The sequence below is a fragment of the Pseudarthrobacter sp. NamE5 genome, from assembly GCF_005796225.1.
Taxonomy (GTDB): domain Bacteria; phylum Actinomycetota; class Actinomycetes; order Actinomycetales; family Micrococcaceae; genus Arthrobacter.
Map to the genome: position 1 here is coordinate 239,189 of NZ_VAHO01000005.1, position 19,778 is coordinate 258,966.

The 19,778-nt window shown below is 66.2% G+C and carries 16 protein-coding genes; 11 read left to right on the top strand and 5 right to left on the bottom strand.

Annotation, left to right across the window (positions count from 1 at the left end; all coding sequences use genetic code 11):
- The first annotated feature begins 147 nt into the window (after positions 1-147).
- Entirely contained in the window at positions 148-708 is a 561-nt protein-coding gene (locus FDW84_RS08985; protein ID WP_138608612.1) for a GtrA family protein, read from the top strand.
- Between the two features lie 45 nt (positions 709-753).
- On the opposite strand, the gene FDW84_RS08990 is transcribed toward FDW84_RS08985, so the two are convergent.
- Positions 754-1,452, bottom strand: a complete 699-nt coding sequence (locus FDW84_RS08990) for a TIGR03089 family protein (protein ID WP_138608614.1) — start codon at positions 1,450-1,452, stop codon at positions 754-756.
- Between the two features lie 400 nt (positions 1,453-1,852).
- On the opposite strand from FDW84_RS08990, the gene FDW84_RS08995 reads away from it, so the two are divergent.
- From FDW84_RS08995 to FDW84_RS09005, 3 genes are read left to right on the top strand one after another with little or no spacing between them, the layout of a single operon-like run.
- Entirely contained in the window at positions 1,853-2,386 is a 534-nt protein-coding gene (locus FDW84_RS08995) for a WhiB family transcriptional regulator (protein ID WP_138608616.1), read from the top strand.
- 29 nt (positions 2,387-2,415) lie between these two features.
- A complete protein-coding gene (locus FDW84_RS09000) occupies positions 2,416-5,793 on the top strand; it encodes a glycosyltransferase family 2 protein (protein ID WP_138608619.1) in 3,378 nt (1,125 codons plus the stop codon).
- Positions 5,786-7,489: a DUF5719 family protein gene (locus tag FDW84_RS09005; RefSeq protein ID WP_138608621.1), complete on the top strand. Its 1,704-nt coding sequence runs from the start codon at positions 5,786-5,788 to the stop codon at positions 7,487-7,489. Before FDW84_RS09000 ends, FDW84_RS09005 begins: the two co-directional genes overlap by 8 nt.
- Before the next feature lie 29 nt (positions 7,490-7,518).
- Here FDW84_RS09005 and FDW84_RS09010 read toward each other — a convergent pair whose 3' ends face one another.
- The gene (locus FDW84_RS09010; RefSeq protein ID WP_138608622.1) at positions 7,519-8,031 is read right to left on the bottom strand and encodes a metallopeptidase family protein; all 513 of its coding nucleotides are present in this window, start codon (positions 8,029-8,031) and stop codon (positions 7,519-7,521) included.
- Between the two features lie 119 nt (positions 8,032-8,150).
- Here FDW84_RS09010 and FDW84_RS09015 point away from each other — a divergent pair, with 119 nt between their 5' ends.
- The 4 genes from FDW84_RS09015 (at position 8,151) to FDW84_RS09030 (ending at position 11,763) form a co-directional block, all read left to right on the top strand.
- On the top strand, positions 8,151-8,540 hold the full coding sequence (locus FDW84_RS09015) for a DUF3499 domain-containing protein (protein WP_138608623.1): 390 nt from the start codon (positions 8,151-8,153) through the stop codon (positions 8,538-8,540).
- Between the two features lie 78 nt (positions 8,541-8,618).
- Positions 8,619-8,855 (top strand): Trm112 family protein, encoded by a 237-nt coding sequence (locus FDW84_RS09020; RefSeq protein WP_138608624.1) that lies wholly within the window; start codon positions 8,619-8,621, stop codon positions 8,853-8,855.
- 106 nt (positions 8,856-8,961) lie between these two features.
- Positions 8,962-10,440, top strand: a complete 1,479-nt coding sequence (gene ahcY, locus FDW84_RS09025) for an adenosylhomocysteinase (protein WP_138608625.1) — start codon at positions 8,962-8,964, stop codon at positions 10,438-10,440.
- Between the two features lie 84 nt (positions 10,441-10,524).
- On the top strand, positions 10,525-11,763 hold the full coding sequence (locus FDW84_RS09030; RefSeq protein WP_138608626.1) for a L,D-transpeptidase: 1,239 nt from the start codon (positions 10,525-10,527) through the stop codon (positions 11,761-11,763).
- 3 nt (positions 11,764-11,766) lie between these two features.
- Here FDW84_RS09030 and FDW84_RS09035 read toward each other — a convergent pair whose 3' ends face one another.
- A complete protein-coding gene (locus tag FDW84_RS09035; protein ID WP_138608627.1) occupies positions 11,767-12,567 on the bottom strand; it encodes an RDD family protein in 801 nt (266 codons plus the stop codon).
- Positions 12,568-12,638: 71 nt separating this feature from the next.
- On the opposite strand from FDW84_RS09035, the gene FDW84_RS09040 reads away from it, so the two are divergent.
- Both FDW84_RS09040 and FDW84_RS09045 read left to right on the top strand, forming a co-directional pair.
- Entirely contained in the window at positions 12,639-13,631 is a 993-nt protein-coding gene (locus tag FDW84_RS09040; protein ID WP_205754740.1) for a stage II sporulation protein M, read from the top strand.
- Positions 13,632-13,756: 125 nt separating this feature from the next.
- On the top strand, positions 13,757-14,896 hold the full coding sequence (locus FDW84_RS09045) for a TIGR01906 family membrane protein (RefSeq protein ID WP_138608628.1): 1,140 nt from the start codon (positions 13,757-13,759) through the stop codon (positions 14,894-14,896).
- A gap of 10 nt (positions 14,897-14,906) precedes the next feature.
- Here the strand turns inward: FDW84_RS09045 and FDW84_RS09050 are convergent, their stop codons facing one another.
- Positions 14,907-16,736, bottom strand: coding sequence for an AMP-dependent synthetase/ligase (locus FDW84_RS09050; protein WP_138608629.1), 1,830 nt, complete (start codon positions 16,734-16,736; stop codon positions 14,907-14,909).
- A 67-nt stretch (positions 16,737-16,803) separates the two neighbouring features.
- Positions 16,804-18,531, bottom strand: a complete 1,728-nt coding sequence (locus tag FDW84_RS09055; protein ID WP_138608630.1) for a dolichyl-phosphate-mannose--protein mannosyltransferase — start codon at positions 18,529-18,531, stop codon at positions 16,804-16,806.
- 46 nt (positions 18,532-18,577) lie between these two features.
- Here FDW84_RS09055 and rsmI point away from each other — a divergent pair, with 46 nt between their 5' ends.
- The gene (rsmI, locus tag FDW84_RS09060) at positions 18,578-19,453 is read left to right on the top strand and encodes a 16S rRNA (cytidine(1402)-2'-O)-methyltransferase (RefSeq protein WP_138608631.1); all 876 of its coding nucleotides are present in this window, start codon (positions 18,578-18,580) and stop codon (positions 19,451-19,453) included.
- The last annotated feature ends 325 nt before the right edge of the window (positions 19,454-19,778 follow it).

Below are 19,778 nucleotides of genomic sequence, written 5' to 3' on the forward strand. Positions count from 1 at the left end.
TATCCCGCGTTTAAGTGCCGGCAGCCGTGGAGTGTTTCGGCGGCCGGCCGCTCCGCGGGCACAGGTTGGGGAGGCTGTGGCACAGGTTTAGGGGCTAAAATAGGCCTCTGGCCCGATGGCCCACAGTTCACAAAGCCATGGAGGGCCATGATCACCGCACTTGCAGACCGTATTCGGGGCCTCGCCTCGCTTTTTTGGCGCGAGGTGGCCAAGTTCGGAGCAGTAGGCGGCGTGGCGTTCGTCATTGACAACGGCCTGACCTACTACCTGATGCATGGCCCCATGACGGACAGCGAGGCCAAAGCGCGGTTTGTCGGCGCCTCAGTCGCCACTGTTTTCTCGTGGATCGCCAACCGGTTGTGGACCTTCAGGCACCGGCGGCAGGCCAACATACTCCGCGAATTCCTGATGTTTGTCCTTATCAACGGAATTGGCATCGGCATCTCCACGGGCTTTACGGCCCTTGCCAAGTACGGGCTGGGCGTTACGGACAAGAACCTGCTGTTCTCTGCCGGGGTGTTGGGCATCCTGGTGGCTACGGTGGTCCGGTTCTTCGCCTACCGCTTCCTGGTGTTCAACCAGGAACTGGACCAGGAACCAGAGTTTTCCCATGACCACGAGCTCATCGAGCTCCACCACCACAAGGAACACGAGGTTGCCGTAGAGCGGTCTGTGGAGCGCGAGCCTTCCCCTGAACCCAAGCAGTAGCTGAACCCGCCTGGTACGACCGGCCCGACGGAAGCTTCCGCTTTCCTAGCTGCCGTGTACCCGCTCCGCCGCCAGAAGCTTGTCCGTCAGTTCCACGTCCTGGTGCGTGAGCACCACAGAGCCGTCACGCCGCCAGGCGCCAAGGGCATTGGACAGCGCCGCCTCCAGTCCATCGCCGGCCGGTATGTGCAGGCGGACGCCTACTTCATGGGGAACAGCGAAACCCTCCAGCAGGTCCCGGTGAAGGTGCCGGCGCCCGTCGCTGCCCACGATGGCGCAGGCTGAAGGATCGGGAACCGCGTGCGGCATGAAAACGTCCCCGTGGGAGCGGACCTCGGCCGCATAGTCAAGGTATCCGGAGGCCAGCTCACCGGGCCAGCGCATGGCCAGCGCCGGAAGCGCAACGGCAACCACGGCGTCGTATTTTCCCGTTGCGGATGCGGGCTCGGCGGTGACCAGGAAATCCGCTGCCTCCCCGTCCAGCACGGCCTCCAGCCCGAGCTGCCAGGCGGCCAGCGCCCACACCATGGCTTTCCAGTGCGCCGGAAGGTCAAGCCGTAGCCGCATGCCTGGTACGGCGTCCAGTTCGTCCTGGAGCAGGTTGCTCGTCTTGGCCACCCAGTTGTCCAGCACCCGGCCGGACAACTCCACCCGCTCGGCGTCCGGGCCGTACCAGGTAAGCCGCGGGGCGGTGGAATTGCCGGAACGAAGGGCTGCCATGAGACCAGCTGCGGGGGTTTCCATGGCTACATCCTGCCACCGGCGGAGAAGATGGTCACTGCCCGTACCCCCGATGCCAGGCCGGGCTGCACAGCCAGGCGAGCCTGATGTGAGATATCTCACACGAAATCCTCAGTGTGCTTGCTATTTTTTCCGATGGCAGGTATTTTCCAGCATTTGACGGCGATTTTGCGCCGTTCGGAGACGTCTCCTGACGGCGCACCCCTCCCAGGCGCCCGAGTCTGAAAAATTCCCGGGCGTGGCGTGCGCCAACTTCCTCAACCGGAGTGATTATTATCCGGCAGCCGCTTGACTCGCCCTAGTTACACACGTGTAATTAGATATCTAAAAGCAACTGCGTAAATGCCGGCACATCACCGAGTGCCACCTATCGGGCAGGGGCTGCAACATCAGGAGGGTCGCCGTGGGGCAAGCAGAGCGTATCCAGGAAGATGCCGTCGTGGCTGGTCAGGCGACGGCGAAGTACCGGGCCCGGGGGGTGCCCAGCGATTGGTTCGTGGACCCGGCCGATCCTGATGCAGTGGAGCGGTACAACAGGGACGCCACGGGCCTCCTTGAGGACCAGGCAACTGCCTTCCTCGCCGCCCATGAAGCCCTGCTGGACGGCGGTGCGGACCCCGAGGATGAACTCGACCCGCCCATGGAACTGGCAGCCGCCGGCGCAAGCCAGCCGGTATGGATTGGACTGCCCCGCCAGCAGGATTTCGACGACGAAGGCGAGCTAGGCTGGCAAACGGACGCCCTGTGCGCCCAGACCGACCCGGAGGCCTTCTTCCCGGAGAAGGGCGGGTCGACGCGGGATGCGAAGAAGGTGTGCGGAGCCTGCAACGTTCGCTCCCAGTGCCTGGAATATGCGCTGGCCAATGACGAACGGTTCGGGATCTGGGGAGGCCTTTCCGAGCGCGAGCGCCGGCGGCTGAGGAAGCGGGCAGTCTAATTCACCGAGATGTCCATGTCACTGCCGTTGTGGTAGCCCATAACGGCAGCGACTATCTTCCCCGAACCCTCGCGGCCCTGGCGGATCAGACCCGGCCCGTGGACTACACCATCGGCGTCGACACCGGCTCCCGCGACGATTCCAAGGAACTGCTTCAACGGGCCCTGGGTGAAGCCAACGTGGTGAGCCAGCAGCGCGGTAAAGGCGGCATGGGAGCCGCTGTTTCCGCCGGGCTGGCCGAGCTCGCACCATGGAGCGGAGACGCTTCCGGCGGCAGTTCCGAGTGGATCTGGCTGATCCACGACGACGCGGCCCCTGAACCGAATGCCCTGGCCGAGTTGCTCAGCGCCGTTGAACGTGCCCCTTCCGTTACCGTTGCCGGCTGCAAGCAGTTGGACTGGCATGCGGGGCGGAATCTGATAGACGTCGGACTGTCCACGAGCCGTTGGGCAGAGCGGTTGACCCTGATCGACGCCGACGAGCTCGACCAGGGGCAATACGACGGCCGCAGCGACACCTTTGCGGTGAGTTCCGCCGGCATGCTGGTGCGCCGTGATGTTTGGGAGCACTTGGGTGGCTTCGATCCTGCCCTGCCGGGCAGCGGCGACGACGTCGACTTCTGCTGGCGCAACCGGCTGGCCGGGCACCGGGTGGTTGTTGTACCGGCAGCCAGGATGTTCCACGTAGCGCACCGGCCCCATGCCCTAGGCAACGCGGCAGCAGCCCGGAAAGCCCAGGTCCACCTGCGCCTGAAGCATGCCCCATTGTGGATGGTTCCGGTTCATTGGGCAGGGGCGCTCCTGGGCAGCCTGTTCAAACTCGTGCTGAGCATTCTGGTCAAGGACCCGGGGCACGGCGTGTCGCAGCTGTTTGCCACCTGCGCTGCCCTGAGCCGGCCGCGGGCCGTCGCGAGGGCCCGCCGGAGCGCACGGCAGACCCGCCGGATCCGTCGCTCAGTCATCCGTAAGCTGCAAACGCCCAGGCGCGAAGTCTGGAGCCACCGGCGGTCCCTGATGGAAGCCCTTGGATCGGATCCGTCCCCCGCGGACGATCTTGAGCAGGATCCGCTGGCCCACCAGCCGTCGGGTGACGCCTCCGACGACTTTGCAGCGCTGGCTACCACTAAGCGGGGCTGGGTGGGCAACGGTGCACTCGCTGCCGTCATCCTTGCGTCTGTTGCGTCACTCCTGGCCCTGGCGGGTCTTTTCCGTGCTGACGCCGTTGCCGGTGGCGCCCTTATTCCAGTCTCCGCCAGCCTGGGTGACATCTGGCACCACGCCTCGAGCTGGTGGATTACGCTGGGGGCAGGGCTGCCCGGCAGGGGGGATCCCTTCGACTACGTCCTCTGGATCCTGGGCGTCCTGGGAGGAGGCGACGCCAATCCGGCTGTGGTCTGGCTGCTGCTGCTTGCTGCGCCGGTGTCCGCTCTCACTGCATGGTTCGCCGCCGGAGGGCTGACGGTCCGGCGCCGGCTCCGGCTTGCGGCGGCAATCCTCTGGGCCGCGGCCCCTGCGCTCCAGGTAGCACTGAACCAGGGCAGGGCCGGCGCGCTGATTGCCCACATCATGCTCCCCCTGCTGGTCCTCGCACTGCTGAGGGCGACTGGATCAGCTACAGGGCACGGCCGCTTCAGGTCGCCGGCCCCTTCTGAACGCCGCCCCGGTGAAAAGCCACCTGCGAGGCCCGGCATCAACGGCACGCCGTCCTGGACGGCAGCGGCTGCAGCCGGTCTTGTACTGGCTGTTGTTATTGCCTCTGCTCCTTCCCTCCTGGCCCCGTCCGCCGTGGTCATCGTGCTCTGCGGCCTCCTGCTGGGCCGTCGCGGCCGCACAGTCTGGTGGGCACTGCTGCCCACCGCCGCCCTGTTCATTCCCTTCGGACTTTCCGTGCTTGACCGGCCGCGGGCGTTGTTGGCCGATCCTGGCCTGCCCCTGGCTTTCGACGCCGCTCCGGTGTGGCAGCAATTCCTGGGCCAGCCCCTGCGGTTTGACCCGCAGGGAGGGCTGCAAGGCCTTCCACTCTTCGCCGGCGGCACAGTGCCCTGGGCGCTGCTGCTGGCGCTCCTCGTGGCCGCGCCGGTGCTGGCACTGGCACTTGCCGGGCTTTTGATACCCGGGAACCGTGCCAGCCTGGCCGGGTCTTTCTGGGTGGCTGGAAGCATCGCCCTCGCCGGTGGCTGGTTGGCCAGCCACGTGGCCACTGCGATGAACGCGGACGTCCTGGTGACTCCCTTCACGGGTCCGGCTGTCTCAGCCGCCGCTTTCACCCTCCTGGCAGCAGGCATCCTGGGAGGAGAAAGACTCCTGGCGATGGCGGACAGTGCGGCGGCCGGCACCACAGCCAGGCACAAGGCAACTTTTCGCACAGCCGTTGCCCTCGGCATGGTGATCCTGCTTGCCGGCCCCTTGGCCGGCATGGCTGCCTGGTCAGCCCAAAACCTGCTCCGCCCTGCCACCGCTGCGTCCGCCGCCGCGACCGGTTCCCCATCTGCCGGCGCCGAAACCGGCTCCGCGGAAGACCGCCAAGCCGCCCCGCTCGGTGCTGGGCGGCTCGTGGAAGCCGTTAATCCCAGAACGCTTCCCGCCACTGCGATCGACCGGGGAACCGGACCGGAGCAGACCCGGACCTTGCTCATCAGCACGCGTGACGACGGAACTTTTGACGCATCCGTGGTGCGGGGCTCCGGCACCACCCTCGACAACCTGTCCACCATTGCCTCCGCACGGAACATCATCGGCAGTCCCGGAAGCGAAACCGTCCGCGAGGACGACGACGTCTCGGCCACAGTCCGGCGTGTGGTGGCCACCCTCGTTGCGGGCCAGGGGGTGGACCCGCGCAACGACTTGGAGCAGCTGGGCGTCGGATTCCTCGTCCTGCGCTCAACAGATACCGCGGCCCAGCTGACGGCAAGCAGAATGGACGCGGTACCAGGGCTCGTGGCGGTCGGCCAGACCGATGTGGGCTGGCTTTGGCGGATTACCCCGTTGAACCAGCCGGCGCTGGAGGCCGCTGATGTTGCACACCGGGTAAGGATCGTGGATGGGAGCGGCGCTGCCATCGCGCTGGTGCCCTCCGCCAATAACGACGTGGACGCCCCCGTGCCGGCCGGCCCGGAAGGGCGCCTGCTGGTGCTCGCTGAACGCGCCGATTCCGGTTGGAGCGCGTGGCTTGACGGCCGCAGGCTGACATCGACCACCTCCGGTTGGTCCCAGGCCTTCACCCTTCCAACAGCCGGAGGCCAACTGACAGTCCGCTACGAGAACCCGTGGGCGCCGTGGACGGCCATTGCCCAGGCCACAGTGATTGGGCTGACGGTCCTGCTCGCCATCCCGATGCCGGCCCCACGGCCCAGGACAGGCCTGTCCCGGGACGAAGGCTCCCTGCGTAAGGAACACCAAAATGCATGAGCACAAAGTCCCCGGCGGGCCGCCGGACGCCCGCCACGAGGGTGGCCTTGCCATCACTGCACGCCCGGAGTTATCAGTTCGGAAGCCCGCAGGCGGCGGCTCTTCAGCCACCGGCCAGCGGCCTGCCGGTAAAGGAAACAGGGCGGCATTGATCGGGGCCGCGTCGGCGGCACTCATCCTGGCCGGCGCCGGAGCGGTAGTTGCCGGCGGATCGCTCCTGCCGGTTCCCGGGTCGAGCCGGCCTCTGCCCGCCGCGGCAGCAGCCGTCCCGGCCGGAACAAGCGTGGGCGTTTGTCCTGGCCCTGCCCGGCTGCTCGAGGGCACAGAAGCGGGAACCGATCCGCAATTCAGTCCCGTTTCTGCAACTGCGGCCAGCGCCGTGACCGGTGCGGTGCTGGGTGCGGCAGGGGTACTGCCTGCGAGCCGGCTGTCCCAGCTGGACGGGACTGCCGCCGTCGAAATCACGAAAGAACCCGGCCAGTCACCTCCCGCCGGCCCGGCCCAGGAACCTCTTGCGGGCGTGCTCGCGTCCCGGCCTGTGGATCAGGTGACGGTACTCAGTGCCGATGCGTTGGCGAACCAACAGGCTTCATCAGCCGGGGCGATGAAATTCACCGCTACCGACGGTGACCTCCAGGGCACTGCGACGTCCAACTGCCAGCAGCCCTCCAACGACCAGTGGCTCGCGGGCGCAAGCACCACGGTGGGGCGGACATCCGTGCTGATCCTGACAAATGCCTCCAGCACACCGGCCACGGTGAGCCTTGAGCTTTTCGGCGGCGGGGGACAGATCCAGGCACCAGGCAGCCGCGGCCTGCTGGTAGCGCCGGGAACTACGCGCTCCATAGTCCTCGCGGGCCTGGCGGCAGGAGAGGAGCAGCTCAGCGTCCATGTCCGCAGTGCGGGCGGTCCTGTCGCGGCAGTGATCCAGCAAAGCGTCCTGCGCGGCCTTACGCCGGGAGGAGTGGACTTCATCACCCCCGGCACGGCACCTGCAGCGCGGCAGGTGATGGCGGGCGTGGACATCCAGGACCCCGCCGCACTGGCCCAGCTGACCGGCAAGCCAGGGTACAGGGACGCCGCACCAGCCCTGCAGCTCACAGTGCCCGGCCCGTCGGATGCAGTGGTGGAAGTCAAGCTTTACGGCCGTGACGGCGAGAAGGCACTCCCATCCGGCGGTGTCGTCACCGCCAAGTCAGGGGCTGTCACCGAGGTTTCCCTCGCGGGTGTCCCCGCCGGGCAATATACGGTGGCCGCATCGTCAGATGTTTCTTTTGTGGCCGCGGCGCGGGTGGCACGCGGGCTCCAGGAAGGCCAGGCCTCAGACGTGGCGTGGGCAGCGTCCGGAGTTCGGCTCGGGAGCCAGCACGTTGTTCCGGTGCCCCAGGGCGGGGTCCGCAGCCTGGTCTTCGGCGCGCTGGATGACAGGGCCACCATCACCTACTCGGCGATTACATCAGACGGCAAGGTCCGCGCGGCGTCCACTGCCGATATCGCCGGTGGCACCACGTCCTCCATCGCCGTTCCTGACAAGGTGGAGGATGCCGGCGTGGTGGGCTATGTGGTGTCCGCTTCAGGCGGGGCGGCCTACGGGGCTTTGCTGGTGCAGCAGGAGGGCAGGAACGACGTATCCACCCTGGCGTTCCTGCCGGAAGCCGCAGGCCAGGAAACAGTGCCGGTGACCCTTAGCTACTGAGGGACGCCCCAGCGGCTCAGTCCCCGGCGTCAGTACCGGCGCCGGTAGACCGGGTCCAGTGTCTCCGGAGCAACTCCCAGCATCTCAGCGGTGTGCTCCACCACGACGTCATGAACCAGGTCCTGGAGCTCTTCGGGGCCGGGGCAGGCCTGTTCAACCACGCGGCGGTATACCGTGATCATCGGTCCTTCGCCGTCCGTGGCCGGAGTGTAGGAGCCCATGGGGGCTGCAGCGGAGTTGGCCGCCAACTGTTCCAGATCGGGCGGAATCTCATCAACGCCGAACCGGACGCCGTCCAGGGTCTTTCCCCAGATGTCGTGGAGGCGTTGTGCCGAATCGAGCACCATGTCATCAAAGCGGTCCGAGCGCGTGCGGTAACCGGGATGTGTTGGGAGCATGACCTCCCCGCGGAGTCCCCGTCCGTGGCGGTTCCGGCGGCGCATGACGAAGCTCTTGCCCGGAGAGCCGGTGCCCGGAAGCTCCGGGGCATCCGGATCAGCCAACCGGACCGTGAAAGCTGATTTCTGGTTCGATGACTGCATACTTCGACTGTAAACCCGCTGCTTGATTTACGCGATAGATTCCCCCTGCAGCGAAGGCGCGTCCTGCCCGCGGCGCCAATACGCCGTTTTCGTGGTGACACGGAGTAGTCTGTGATGTCGTGGGAGCTATCCGTCAGTGTTCAAGATCGGCCTGCCGCCAGTCAGCGGTGGCAACCCTGACATACGTGTACGCAGACTCCACTGCGGTCCTGGGTCCGCTCGCGACCTACGCCGAGCCCCACTGTTACGATCTCTGCGAACAACACGCGGACTCCCTCACCGTTCCCCGCGGCTGGGAAGTCCTGCGGCTGGCCATGCCCTCAACGCCCCAGCAACCCGGCCCTGACGACCTTCTGGCCCTGGCCAACGCTGTCCGGGACGCAGCGGCGCTGCCCACCCAGGCACAGCAGCCTCCTGCCCAGCGGGGCCACCATACAGCCCTCGAAGCGCCGGCGGCGGCAGAAGGCGCCCGCAGGGGACACCTCCGTGTGCTGCGTGAACCCTCGTAAGCACCGTCTGGCGGTAGGCTGGTAGCTGAACACCAGTCCGCTACCGGCGCGAGCGCGCCCGCCAGGGAGCATCACTACATGCCAAAAATCAGTCCTGAGCTTTTGTCCGTCCTGCGGTGCCCCGTGACCGGCGCACCCCTGGTGCAGGAGGGCGAAGAACTGGTTGCCGCCCTTGCCGGCGAATCCGGGGCCGCACCGCGGTATGCCATCGAGGACGGGATTCCGCTGCTCCTGCCACCAGAGCTGTTGCAGGCAGCCACCGCCACGGGGACGGACCAGCACGATTCCGCCTCCGGAACATCCGAGGCCCCCTAGCGGAGCCGCCGGGCCAGCCAACGCAGGAGCACAAGCACGGCGCTGCCGCTCCGCATCGATACAGAAATACCGGGACAAGCATCCCGGACGGGACTAAGGACCATTCATGACTTTTGACTACAAGGTTGCCGATATCACGCTGGCTGAAGCCGGCCGCCACCAGATCCGCCTTGCCGAACATGAAATGCCCGGCCTGATGGCGCTTCGGGAGGAATTCGGGCCCACGCAGCCGCTCAAGGGCGCCCGGATCGCAGGATCCCTTCACATGACAGTGCAGACTGCCGTACTGATCGAAACGCTTACCGCCCTGGGCGCTGACGTCCGCTGGGCCTCCTGCAATATCTTTTCAACCCAGGACGAGGCCGCCGCGGCCGTGGTTGTGGGCAACGGCACCGTGGAGGACCCGCAGGGCGTGCCCGTGTTCGCCTGGAAGGGCGAAACCCTCGAAGAGTACTGGTGGACTGCCGAGCAGATTCTCACGTGGCCGGGCGCTGAGTCCAACCCGGAGCTCGGACCGAACATGATCCTAGACGACGGCGGGGACGCCACCATGCTGGTGCACAAGGGTGTCGAGTTCGAGGCTGCAGGCAACGTACCGTCCGCGGACCCCACCGACTCCGAAGAGTACGGGATCTTCCTGGACGTGCTGCGCCGTTCCATCGCGGCGGACCCGCATAAGTGGACCAGGGCCGCAGCCACCATCAAGGGCGTCAGCGAGGAAACAACCACGGGCGTCCACCGTCTCTACCAGCTTGCCGAACAGGGCAAGCTGCTGTTCCCCGCCATCAACGTCAACGACTCTGTCACCAAGAGCAAGTTCGACAACAAGTACGGAATCCGGCACTCGCTGCCGGACGGCATCAACCGTGCCACGGACGTGCTCATGGGCGGCAAGGTCGCCGTCGTCTGCGGCTACGGCGACGTTGGCAAAGGAGCCGCGGAAGCGCTTCGCGGCCAGGGTTCGCGTGTCATCGTTACCGAAATCGACCCCATCTGCGCGCTGCAGGCAGCCATGGACGGCTACCAGGTGGCCAGGCTCGAATCCGTCCTTACCCAGGGCGATATCTTCATCACCACGACGGGCAACAAGGACGTCATCATGGCCGAGCACATGGCCGGCATGAAGAACAAAGCGATCGTGGGCAACATCGGCCACTTCGACAACGAGATTGACATGGCCGGGCTGGCCAAGGTCCCCGGCATCAAGAAGGTGGAAATAAAGCCGCAGGTCCACGAATGGGTCTTCGATGAGGGCAATGATGCCGAACGCTCCATCATCGTCCTCTCGGAAGGCCGGCTGCTGAACCTGGGCAACGCCACAGGACACCCGTCCTTCGTGATGAGCAACTCCTTCGCCAACCAGACCATCGCCCAAATAGAGCTGTGGACCAAGAAAGACCAGCCGGCAGGCGAACGCGAATACGAAAACCAGGTGTACGTCCTGCCCAAGGTCCTTGATGAAAAGGTGGCCCGCCTGCACCTCGACGCCCTGGGCGTAGAGCTGACCGAGCTGACCAAGGACCAGGGCGAGTACCTGGACATCGACGTTGCCGGTCCCTACAAGCCCGAGCACTACCGTTACTAGCCCGAGCACTACCGTTACTAAGAAGTGAGGCGCCCGGGTGCTGCGCGCACCCGGGCTGTTACTTTCTGCGCCTAGGATCAAAATATGGAGCCTGAAGTCCAGTCCCGCCGCCCCGGGACGCTCAAGAAAATCCTCGTGGTGGTGGCCGTCTGCGTTCTGGCCGCCGTCGGCGGCGTTTTCGCTGCCGTGGCTCCGGGCATCGCCCGGGGTGCCATTGAGTCCGAGGCCGGGTCCGCCGTCAGGACGTCCCCTGGCATAGCCTCGCCAGTTATCGCCCCAGTCAAGTCCGAGGCCACACCCGCAAACGGTGCCAAGCAGGTGAACCCGGCAGCACCGGTTTCACTGCAAGTGACCAACGGCACCATTGAGCGGGTCACACTCACGAGCACCTCAGGTGAAACGGTGGAGGGCCGCATCGACGCCGGAGGCACAGGCTGGTCCGCAGCCGCGCCCTTGAAGTTCAATACCGAGTACCGCTACACCTACGTCGTCAAGGACAGTGCGGGACGGGACACAAGCACCACCCAGTCCTTCAGCACCGTGTCCAGCTCCCATGAGGCGGACGCCGCCATCTACCCGCTGGACGGCATGAAAGTCGGCGTGGGTCAGCCTCTGCAGATCATCTTCAGCGAGCCCGTGCTTAACCGCGACGCCGTCGAGGAGGCCATCACCATCACCAGCAGCGCCGGCCAGGTGGGCGCCTTCCACTGGCACAGCGACACCATGGTCCGGTACCGGGCAGAGAACTTCTGGGCTGCAAACTCCACCGTCTCCATGGACATGAAGCTCTTCGGCGTGGACCTTGGCAATGGCCAGATCGCCAACTTCAATAAGAAAGTCAACGTCTCCATCGGTGACAAAAAGGTGGCAGTCGCTGACGCCGCCGCACACACGTTCACGTTGAGCGTCAACGACCAGGTGGTCAAGACTCTGCCGGTCAGCATGGGGGACAAACGCTTCCCGTCGGCCCGGGGCTACGGGGTGCTGATGGAAAAGAAGCGGTATGACCACTTCCGGGCCTCAAGCATCGGGCTGAAACCGGATGACCCCGCCTACTACGGCGACAAGGACGTGGAGTACACCATCCGTCTCACCCTTAGCGGTGCCTATATCCACCAGGCCCTGGAGTCCGCCTACCCATTCATCGGGAACACGAACGTCTCGCACGGCTGCATTGGGTTCGCCCCCGACGGCGCTGCCTGGGTTTTTGAGAACATGGGCACGGGGGACGTGGTCAACATCGTGAACACGGAAGGTGACTACGCCGCCCACGACGACGGGTTCGGGGACTGGAACATCCCCTGGAGTGAATACGACAACTAGCCCTCAGCTGCCGAAAGGCAGCCTGTGCAGCCTCTCGCCAACCTCACTGTTGCGCCGTCGTGACTGCAACAGCCGGTTGAGTTCCCGGTTCCGGCGCTCAGCGACGACGGCGGCGAGGTAGTCGTCCGGGGTGGTCCCCGGCGGCGGAGGCGGAGCCACGTGGGCGGAAAGCTCCGCAGCGATGGAGGTCGACATGTCCGCGCGCGAGCGGGGAGCCATCCGTCCCGCCTGCCGGATGAATTGGGAAGCCCTGCGCGCGGTCGCATCGGGAATCCTGCCGATGTCGGCGCTGGCGGCCCACGCCCGCAGCCGGGGCGGCACGAACACCGCAACGGGCTCCTCAACGGGCACCCTGGTGCGGATGGCGTAGGTTCCGGCCATGAGGTCTCCCAGCCGGCGGGACCTGTCATTGAGCAAGGCAACTGTCAGCGCAATCCCGCCGAACGTCAGGTAGATCTCCAGGAATCCGGTCAGCCCCCGGATCACGGCGTGCCGAAAGCGGATGGCGCCACCGTCCTCCCGGACTACCCGGAGGCCGGCGGCCAGCTTTCCCAGCGACAGGCCGCGGCTTAGCGTTTCGACTGCCACGGGCACGATGACCAGGCAAAAAACCACACTGGACAGGACCAGGGCGCGCGTGGCGGCCTCGTCCAGGTCCTCGCCGGCAGCTGTGAGGCCCAGCAGGATCACCACGAGCAGGATGGCATTGAAGGCAACATCCAGCAGCAGGCCGAGTGCGCGGGCGGCAAAAGATGCAGGGCGCAGCTCCAGCAGCACTGCTTCACCGGTGACTATTGAACTCACAGTTGCTCCCTGGTCCTCCGGCGTAAGGTGTGGTCGCTCAAAGTCTAGTGCCGTGCCGCTAGGCTGGTGCCGTGGATATCGACGCCTTCACCGCTGTCAACGCGGACAAGTGGGCACGCCTGCACGAGCTCGCATCCCGGAGCAGGCTGAGCGGGCGCGAGGCTGATGAACTGCTGGCGCTCTACCAGTCCACGTCTGCGCATCTGTCACTGATCCGCTCGGTTGCCCCCGAAAGCGGACTTTCCGCCTCGCTGTCCGCCACCCTCGCACAGGCAAGGACACGCTTCACGGGTGCGCGGTCCAACCCGATGGCGGATCTGGCACGGTATTTCGTCGTGGCACTGCCGGCCGCGTTTTACCGTCTGACCTGGCTGACGCTTGCCTGCGGCACAGCATTTACCCTCATCGGCGCGGCGTACGCGATCTGGATCGGCACGTCTCCCGAGGCCCTGCGGGCCGTGGCCTCTGAGGCGGCCGCTCGGCAATATGTCGAAGAAGACTTCATTGACTACTACTCTGAAAACCCGGCGGCCTCGTTCGCTGGTGCCGTGTGGACCAACAACGCCTGGATCAGCGCCCAGGCGGTAGCCCTGGGGATCACCGGCTTTTGGGTCCCGATGATCCTGTTCATGAATGCACAGGGCGTGGGCGTAGCAGCTGGAATCTTCGCCGCCGCCGGCAAGACCGACGTCTTTTTCAGCTATATCCTGCCGCACGGCCTCATGGAACTCACGGCCGTATTCATTGCCAGCGCCGCCGGCCTGCGGATTTTCTGGGCCATGGTGTCCCCGGGCCCGCGGACCAGGGGCAGGGCTGTGGCGGAGGAGGGGAGATCCCTGATAACCGTGGCGCTGGGCCTGGTGCTGGTGCTGTTCGTGTCCGGCCTGGTGGAGGGATTCGTTACGCCCAGTGCGCTGCCGGTCTGGGCCAAGATCACCATTGGGGCGATGGTGCTGGCAGCCTACTGGACGTATGTGTTGGTGTGGGGGCGGCGCGCGTACCTTTCAGGTGAACGGGGTGACCTCCGGCGGGAGGATGCCGGTTACACGGAAATGGCTGCCTGAATCGTTGTAAACCGGACGGGGTGGTTCCTCGCCCAGCCGACGGCCCTGACGGTAGGCTCGAAAACAGATCAAGCGCGCCGGCTGGCCCCGGTCCGGCGTGGAAGCACAACGGAAGTGACGCTGCTGTGAAAGACGAAACACCGGCCCGCGCCAAAAGCGCCGAGCCGCAGCCGGAACCTCTCCTGGACACGTCCGGGGACTCCGACGAGCCCGCGTTTTCCTGGCTTACGCCCGGCGGAAGCGGGTCCAGCACGGCAGGTGGCACTGCGGCCGCGACTGCTGCCGGTTCCGGTACGCCCGGTTCCGGGCGTACCGGCTCCAGGCCTGCCGGCGCCCACGCCACTGGACACGACGGGGACGATGCCGCGCAACCGGAGAGCCGGGCGGACCGAAAAGCTGCGGAGGCCGCTGTGGAACGGTCCGGAGATGGAAGTTCAGCTGTCTTCAAAGAGCCTCTTCCCACCTCGGCGCTGCACGTCCGGCCGCCTGAGGAAGAGGTGGAGCGCAGGAATGCGCAGCGGGAGAGTGCAGCCAACGCCAAGCCTGTCGCGCCGCGCGTGATGCAGGTGTTGCTGGCCGTATTCTTCCCCCTGGTGTTGGTGATCCTGGCTGTCCGGGCGGTGGCCTCTCCACTGTTTCTGTGGGTGGAATACAACCGGCCCGGCTTCCCCGGTGACGGATACGGCTTCAGCACTGAGGACCGGATGACCTACGGCTCCTACGCCGTGGATTACCTCAGCAACTGGGCCGGACCGCGCTACCTGGGCGACCTGGTCCACCGCGGCGGGGACAAGCTGTTCAAGGACGGCGAGGTCAGCCACATGGCGGACGTCAAGCTGGTGATCCTGTCAACGTTCGGTGCCGGCGTGCTTCTGGTCCTGCTGAGCATCATCGCCGTCCTCTACCTGCGCAGGCGAAGCGCCGGCGGAGTCCGGCGCGGCCTGTTCGCCGGTTCAATCATCACCCTGGTGCTCATCCTCGGACTGGGCACCCTGGCCGTCCTTGGCTGGCAGCAGTTCTTTACCGAGTTCCACCGGATCTTTTTCGCCGACGGGTCCTGGACCTTCAGCCTGGAGGATACCCTGATCCGGCTTTTCCCCGGCCAGTTCTGGATTGATGCCGGCATGGTGATCGCAGGACTGGTGCTGCTGGCGGCGCTGGTGACGCTGATCCTCACCTGGCCGACGCGCCGGCGCCGGGGCCTGGTCAAGGAGGCCCGTGGTGCGGTGCAGGAGGAGCGGGAAGCAGCCGCGGACCAGGCGTAGCCCCTGGCGGTCAGCCGTACAGCTTGACGATCTCCTCGGCGTAATCACGCACGACGGCGGCACGCTTCAGTTTGAGGGAGGGCGTCAGGTGTCCTGACTCCACGGTGAACTGGGCGTCCAGGAGCGAGAAGCTGCGGATGGACTCCGCCTTGGACACCAGCAGGTTCGCCTGGTCCACTGCCTCCTGTACCGCGGTGACAACTGCTGGATCGGTGATTGCTTCGCTGACCGCCAGGGCAGGCAGGCCCTGCTCCGAGCGCCAGTTGTCCACCCCCTCCGGGTCCAGCGTGACCAATGCGGAGACGAAGGGCTTCCCGTCGCCCACCACAACAGCGTTGGCCACCAGGTGGTGGGCCCGGATTGTCTCCTCGAGGGGACCGGGCGCCACATTCTTGCCGCCGGCGGTGACCAGGAGGTCTTTCTTCCTGCCGGTGACGGTGAGGAAACCCCGGGCATCCAGTTCGCCAAGGTCGCCGGTGCGGAAGAACCCGTCCACGAATGCTTCGGCATTCGCGGCCTGGTTGGCGTGGTAGCCCCTGAAGACTCCGATCCCTTTGACCAGAATCTCGCCGTCTTCAGCCACCCGGATGGTGGTGCCCGGAATGGGAATTCCAACTGATCCCACGCGGGTCCGCAATGGGGTGTTGACGGTGCAGGGGGCGGTGGTTTCGGTCAGGCCGTATCCCTCGAGGACGGGAATTCCGGCGCCCTGGAAAAAGTGGGCGTCTTCAAGTCCGAGGGGGCTGGCCCCGGACACCGTGTACCGCACCTGGCCGCCGAAGGCGTGGCGGAGGCGCGGGTACAGCAGCCGGTCGAAGATGCCGTGGCGGATCCGGCACAGCAGGCCCGGGCCGCTGCCCTCACCCCGGCTTCGTTTGTCTTCTTCCCGCGAGTATTCAATGGCGGTGGCTGAAGCTGCCCGGAAAAGCCGGGCTTTGCCTGCCGCGGCGGCCTTGTGCGCGGCGGTTGCCCGGACTTTTTCGAAGATCCGCGGCACCATCAGCAGGAACGTCGGCCGGAAGGTGCCCAGGTCTTCAAGCAGCTGCGCGGCCCCCGGGGTGTGGCCCAGGGTCGCCCCGGCGGCGAGGCAAACCACCTGGACGGCACGCGCAAGGACGTGCGCCAGCGGCAGGAACATCAGGGTGCGCGCCTGTTCCTGCTGCAGCAGCTCCGGCAGGAACGCCACGATGTTCTTTGCCACCAAGGCAAAATTGCCGTGGGTGATTTCGCATCCCTTGGGACGGCCGGTGATACCTGAGGTGTAGACCAGGCTGGCCACGTCGTCCAGCCCCGCGCTGCTCCGGTGCCGTTCAAGCTCCATGTCTGTGACCCCCGCCCCGGCAGCGGCGAGGCTGGCGAGGTCCGGCGCTTCGCCGTCGTAGTCCATTCGCACGACGTTGACCAGCCGGTCCCGAAGCAGCGCGGAGTTCGCCACGACGCCGCTGACGAGATCCACTGTGGCGCGGTCCGCGGCAAAGACGCGGCGGACCCCCGCGTCCTGGATGATCCATTCCACCTGTTGGGCGGAGGATGTCTCGTAGATGGGCACCGTCACCCCGCCGGCAAACCAGATGGCGAAATCAACCAGGGTCCACTCGTAGGAAGTGGGGGACATGACGGCAACGGTATCGCCTGGTTCGATTCCGCCGGCGATCAGGCCCTTGGCAAGGGCACTGACGTCCTGCAGGAACCTGTGGGCGGGTACGTCCGCCCAGCCGTTGGGCCCTTTCCGCCGGTACAGGGCATGGGCGGGATTCGCCGCATGCCGCTCCAGCAACAGGTCGGTTACGTTGCTGGCGGCGTCAAGCTCAACCAGCAGTTCGGTGCTCGCTTCTCTCACAGCAGGTCTCCGTTCCGCTACCATGCGGCGGCAGCGGCTGGTTTGGGGGGTCTGATGCCATCCTGCCCTAGATCCAGGACGGCATCCACATCCGGACTTTCCAGTCCTCGTAGGGAATGGTTTCGGCAGACCAGACAGGATAAAAGAAGGCCGACAGCAGGACGGCCGCCGACAGGAACAGGACCACCAGGTACAGCCCGGCGCGGTGGCGCCAGGGGGGATCCTCGGCCCTGCCCATGACGAGCCCCAGGCAGTACACCAGGGCAAGGACCAGGAAAGGCTCGAAGGACACGGCGTAGAAGTAGAACATGGTCCGTTCCGGATACAGGAACCACGGCAGGTATCCCGCCGCCACTCCGGCCAGTACAGCGCCTGCCCGCCAGTCACGCCTCCCGGCCCACCAGAAGAGGAGCACCACCAGGGAAATCACGGCGCCCCACCAAATGAGCGGATTTCCCACGGACAGGATGGCCGCGGTGCACTTTTCCACCGCGCAGCCTGGGCTGCCCTGTTGCGGGGATTCATAGAAGAACGACGTCGGCCTGCCGAGTACCAGCCAGCTCCACGCGCTTGCCTCGTACGGGTGCTCCGATCCCAGCCCCTGGTGGAAGGTATAGGCCTCCCGGTGGTAGTGGGCCAGGGAGCGGACCGGGTCCGGCAACCAGCCCCAGGCATCGGAGGGGTTGCTCTCGGCCCACCGGCGGAAGTACGCGTCCTCGGACCGGAACCATCCTGCCCAAGTGGCCGCATAGACAAGGCCCGCCACCGGAACCATGCTGAGGAACGCCGGAATTCCGTCCTTGATGATGCCGCCACTGATCCAGCCACGGATCCCGGCCACCCGCCGGGCGTTGAGGTCCCAAAAGACCGTGAGGAGCCCAAAGCCGGCCAGGAAAAACAGCCCGGACCATTTGGTCCCCGCCGCAAGGCCCAGGCAGACTCCGGCCGCAAGGCGCCACCAGCGTACTCCCAACCAGGGTCCGGAGAGCAACTGGCCCGCAGCCGGACGACCGCCGTTGGCGGCGGCAGCGCGGGCCAGCCGCAGTGCGAGCCGCCGCCGGCCGTCATCGCGGTCGAGGAGCAGGGCGCCAAAGGCGGCGAGGATCCAGAACATCAGGAAGATGTCCAGCAGCGAGGTGCGGGACATCACCAGGTGGTGGCCGTCCACCGCCAGCAGCAGGCCGGCGGCTCCCGCGAGGGGAAGCGACCGGAACAGCTTCAGGGCGATCAGGGAAACCAGCAGGATGGACAGCGTGCCGGTCAGGGCCGCCGCGAAGCGCCAGCCGAACGGGTTGTCCGGACCGAAAAGCCACATCCCGGCGGCAATCATCCATTTGCCCACGGGTGGGTGCACTACGTACTCCGGGGAGCCCAGCAGCACTCCCGGGTTTCCGGCATTGAAGGCATCATTGGCCTTGTCCGGCCAGCTGCGTTCGTAGCCGCTGACCAGGTAAGAGTATGCGTCCTTAACGTAATACGTTTCGTCGAACACCAGCTTGGGCGGAACCTCCAGCCGGACAAACCTCAGGATCCCGCCGGCAACGGCTGTCAGGACCGGAACCAGCAGGAACCACATTCTCAGGGAGGGCGGGTAGCCCCGCCACGCAGGCATGGACCCCAGGAGCCGCACCAGCAGGGAGTCCACGGTGAAGGCCTCGGCAGGGCGGCTGATCCAGGGCCGCGCCGGGGAACCGCGCCGGACGCCTGGTGACCCCCCGGTCTCACTGCCGGGTCCCGCGGGGATGGCCTGCCCGGTCCCGCCTGGCCGCGTCGAGGTCTGCGTCACGAGCCCCATGCTACCGTTTGCGGCAGGCAGACCGCCGCAGCAGTAGGCTGGAGGCGTGGACCCTAACCCCAGCACCCTTCCTGATTCCGGCCAGCCGACCGCAGGGCGCATCGTCCTTGCCGCCACTCCGATCGGGAACACCGGTGACGCCTCCGCACGCCTGGTGGAACTGCTGGGAACAGCGGACATTGTCGCTGCGGAAGACACGCGGCGGCTGCACCGGCTGGTCCAAAGCCTGGGTGTGACAGTCGCGGGGCGGGTAATCAGTTACCACGAGCACAACGAGGCGGCGAAGACGTCCGAGCTGCTGGAACAGGTACGCTCGGGGAGCACTCTGGTCATGGTCACGGATGCCGGTATGCCCTCGGTATCGGATCCGGGTTTCCGGCTGGTTGAGGGCGCGGTTGCGGCGGGCTTGACCGTTACTGCTGTTCCGGGCCCCTCAGCGGTGCTCACCGCCCTTGCCCTGTCCGGCCTGCCCACGGACCGGTTCTGCTTTGAAGGGTTCCTGCCCCGGAAAGCGGGCGAGCGGGCGTCGCGGCTGGCGGACCTTGCGGGGGAGCGGCGCACCATGGTGTTCTTCGAGGCACCGCACCGGCTGGAGGCCATGCTCCGGGCCCTGCGGGAACGGTTCGGGCCGGACCGCCCGGTCGCCGTGTGCCGGGAGTTGACCAAGACGTACGAAGAGGTGGTCCGCGGGACACTGGGTGATCTCCTGGCGTGGGCGGAGAGCACGGACATCAGGGGAGAGATCGCGATTGTCCTTGGTGGGGCGCCCGAGCAGGCTGCAGGGACAGCCGAGGACCATGTGGCAGCCGTGAATGGGCTGGTGGCCCAAGGCATCCGCCTGAAGGAAGCGGTGGCCGCCGTGGCGGACGATGCCCGGGTCAGCAAAAGGGAACTCTATTCGGCAGTGCTGGCGGCGCGGTAGGGCTGCCGAGCAGCTGCATCCTCTGCTGTGCAGGTGCACAGCACCCTGACGCTTTCGCAGTGCGTAAAGGCGTAGACCCTTGCAGCCGCCCGGCAGTAGTCTGGCAATTAATCAGCCCGCAACCCGGACGGCTATTTCCGGCCGTCCTCGGCGGGCTGCAATAACCCCTACTGACAAGGGAGTCATCGTGACTGTCACTGCACAGCCGGCCGTTTCCGCAGAACGCGAAAGCGCCCTTCTGGCCTCTGTTCCCACTGGCCTGCTTATCAACGGTGAGTGGCGGGACGCCGCTTCCGGCAAGACCTTCGACGTCGAAGACCCGGCT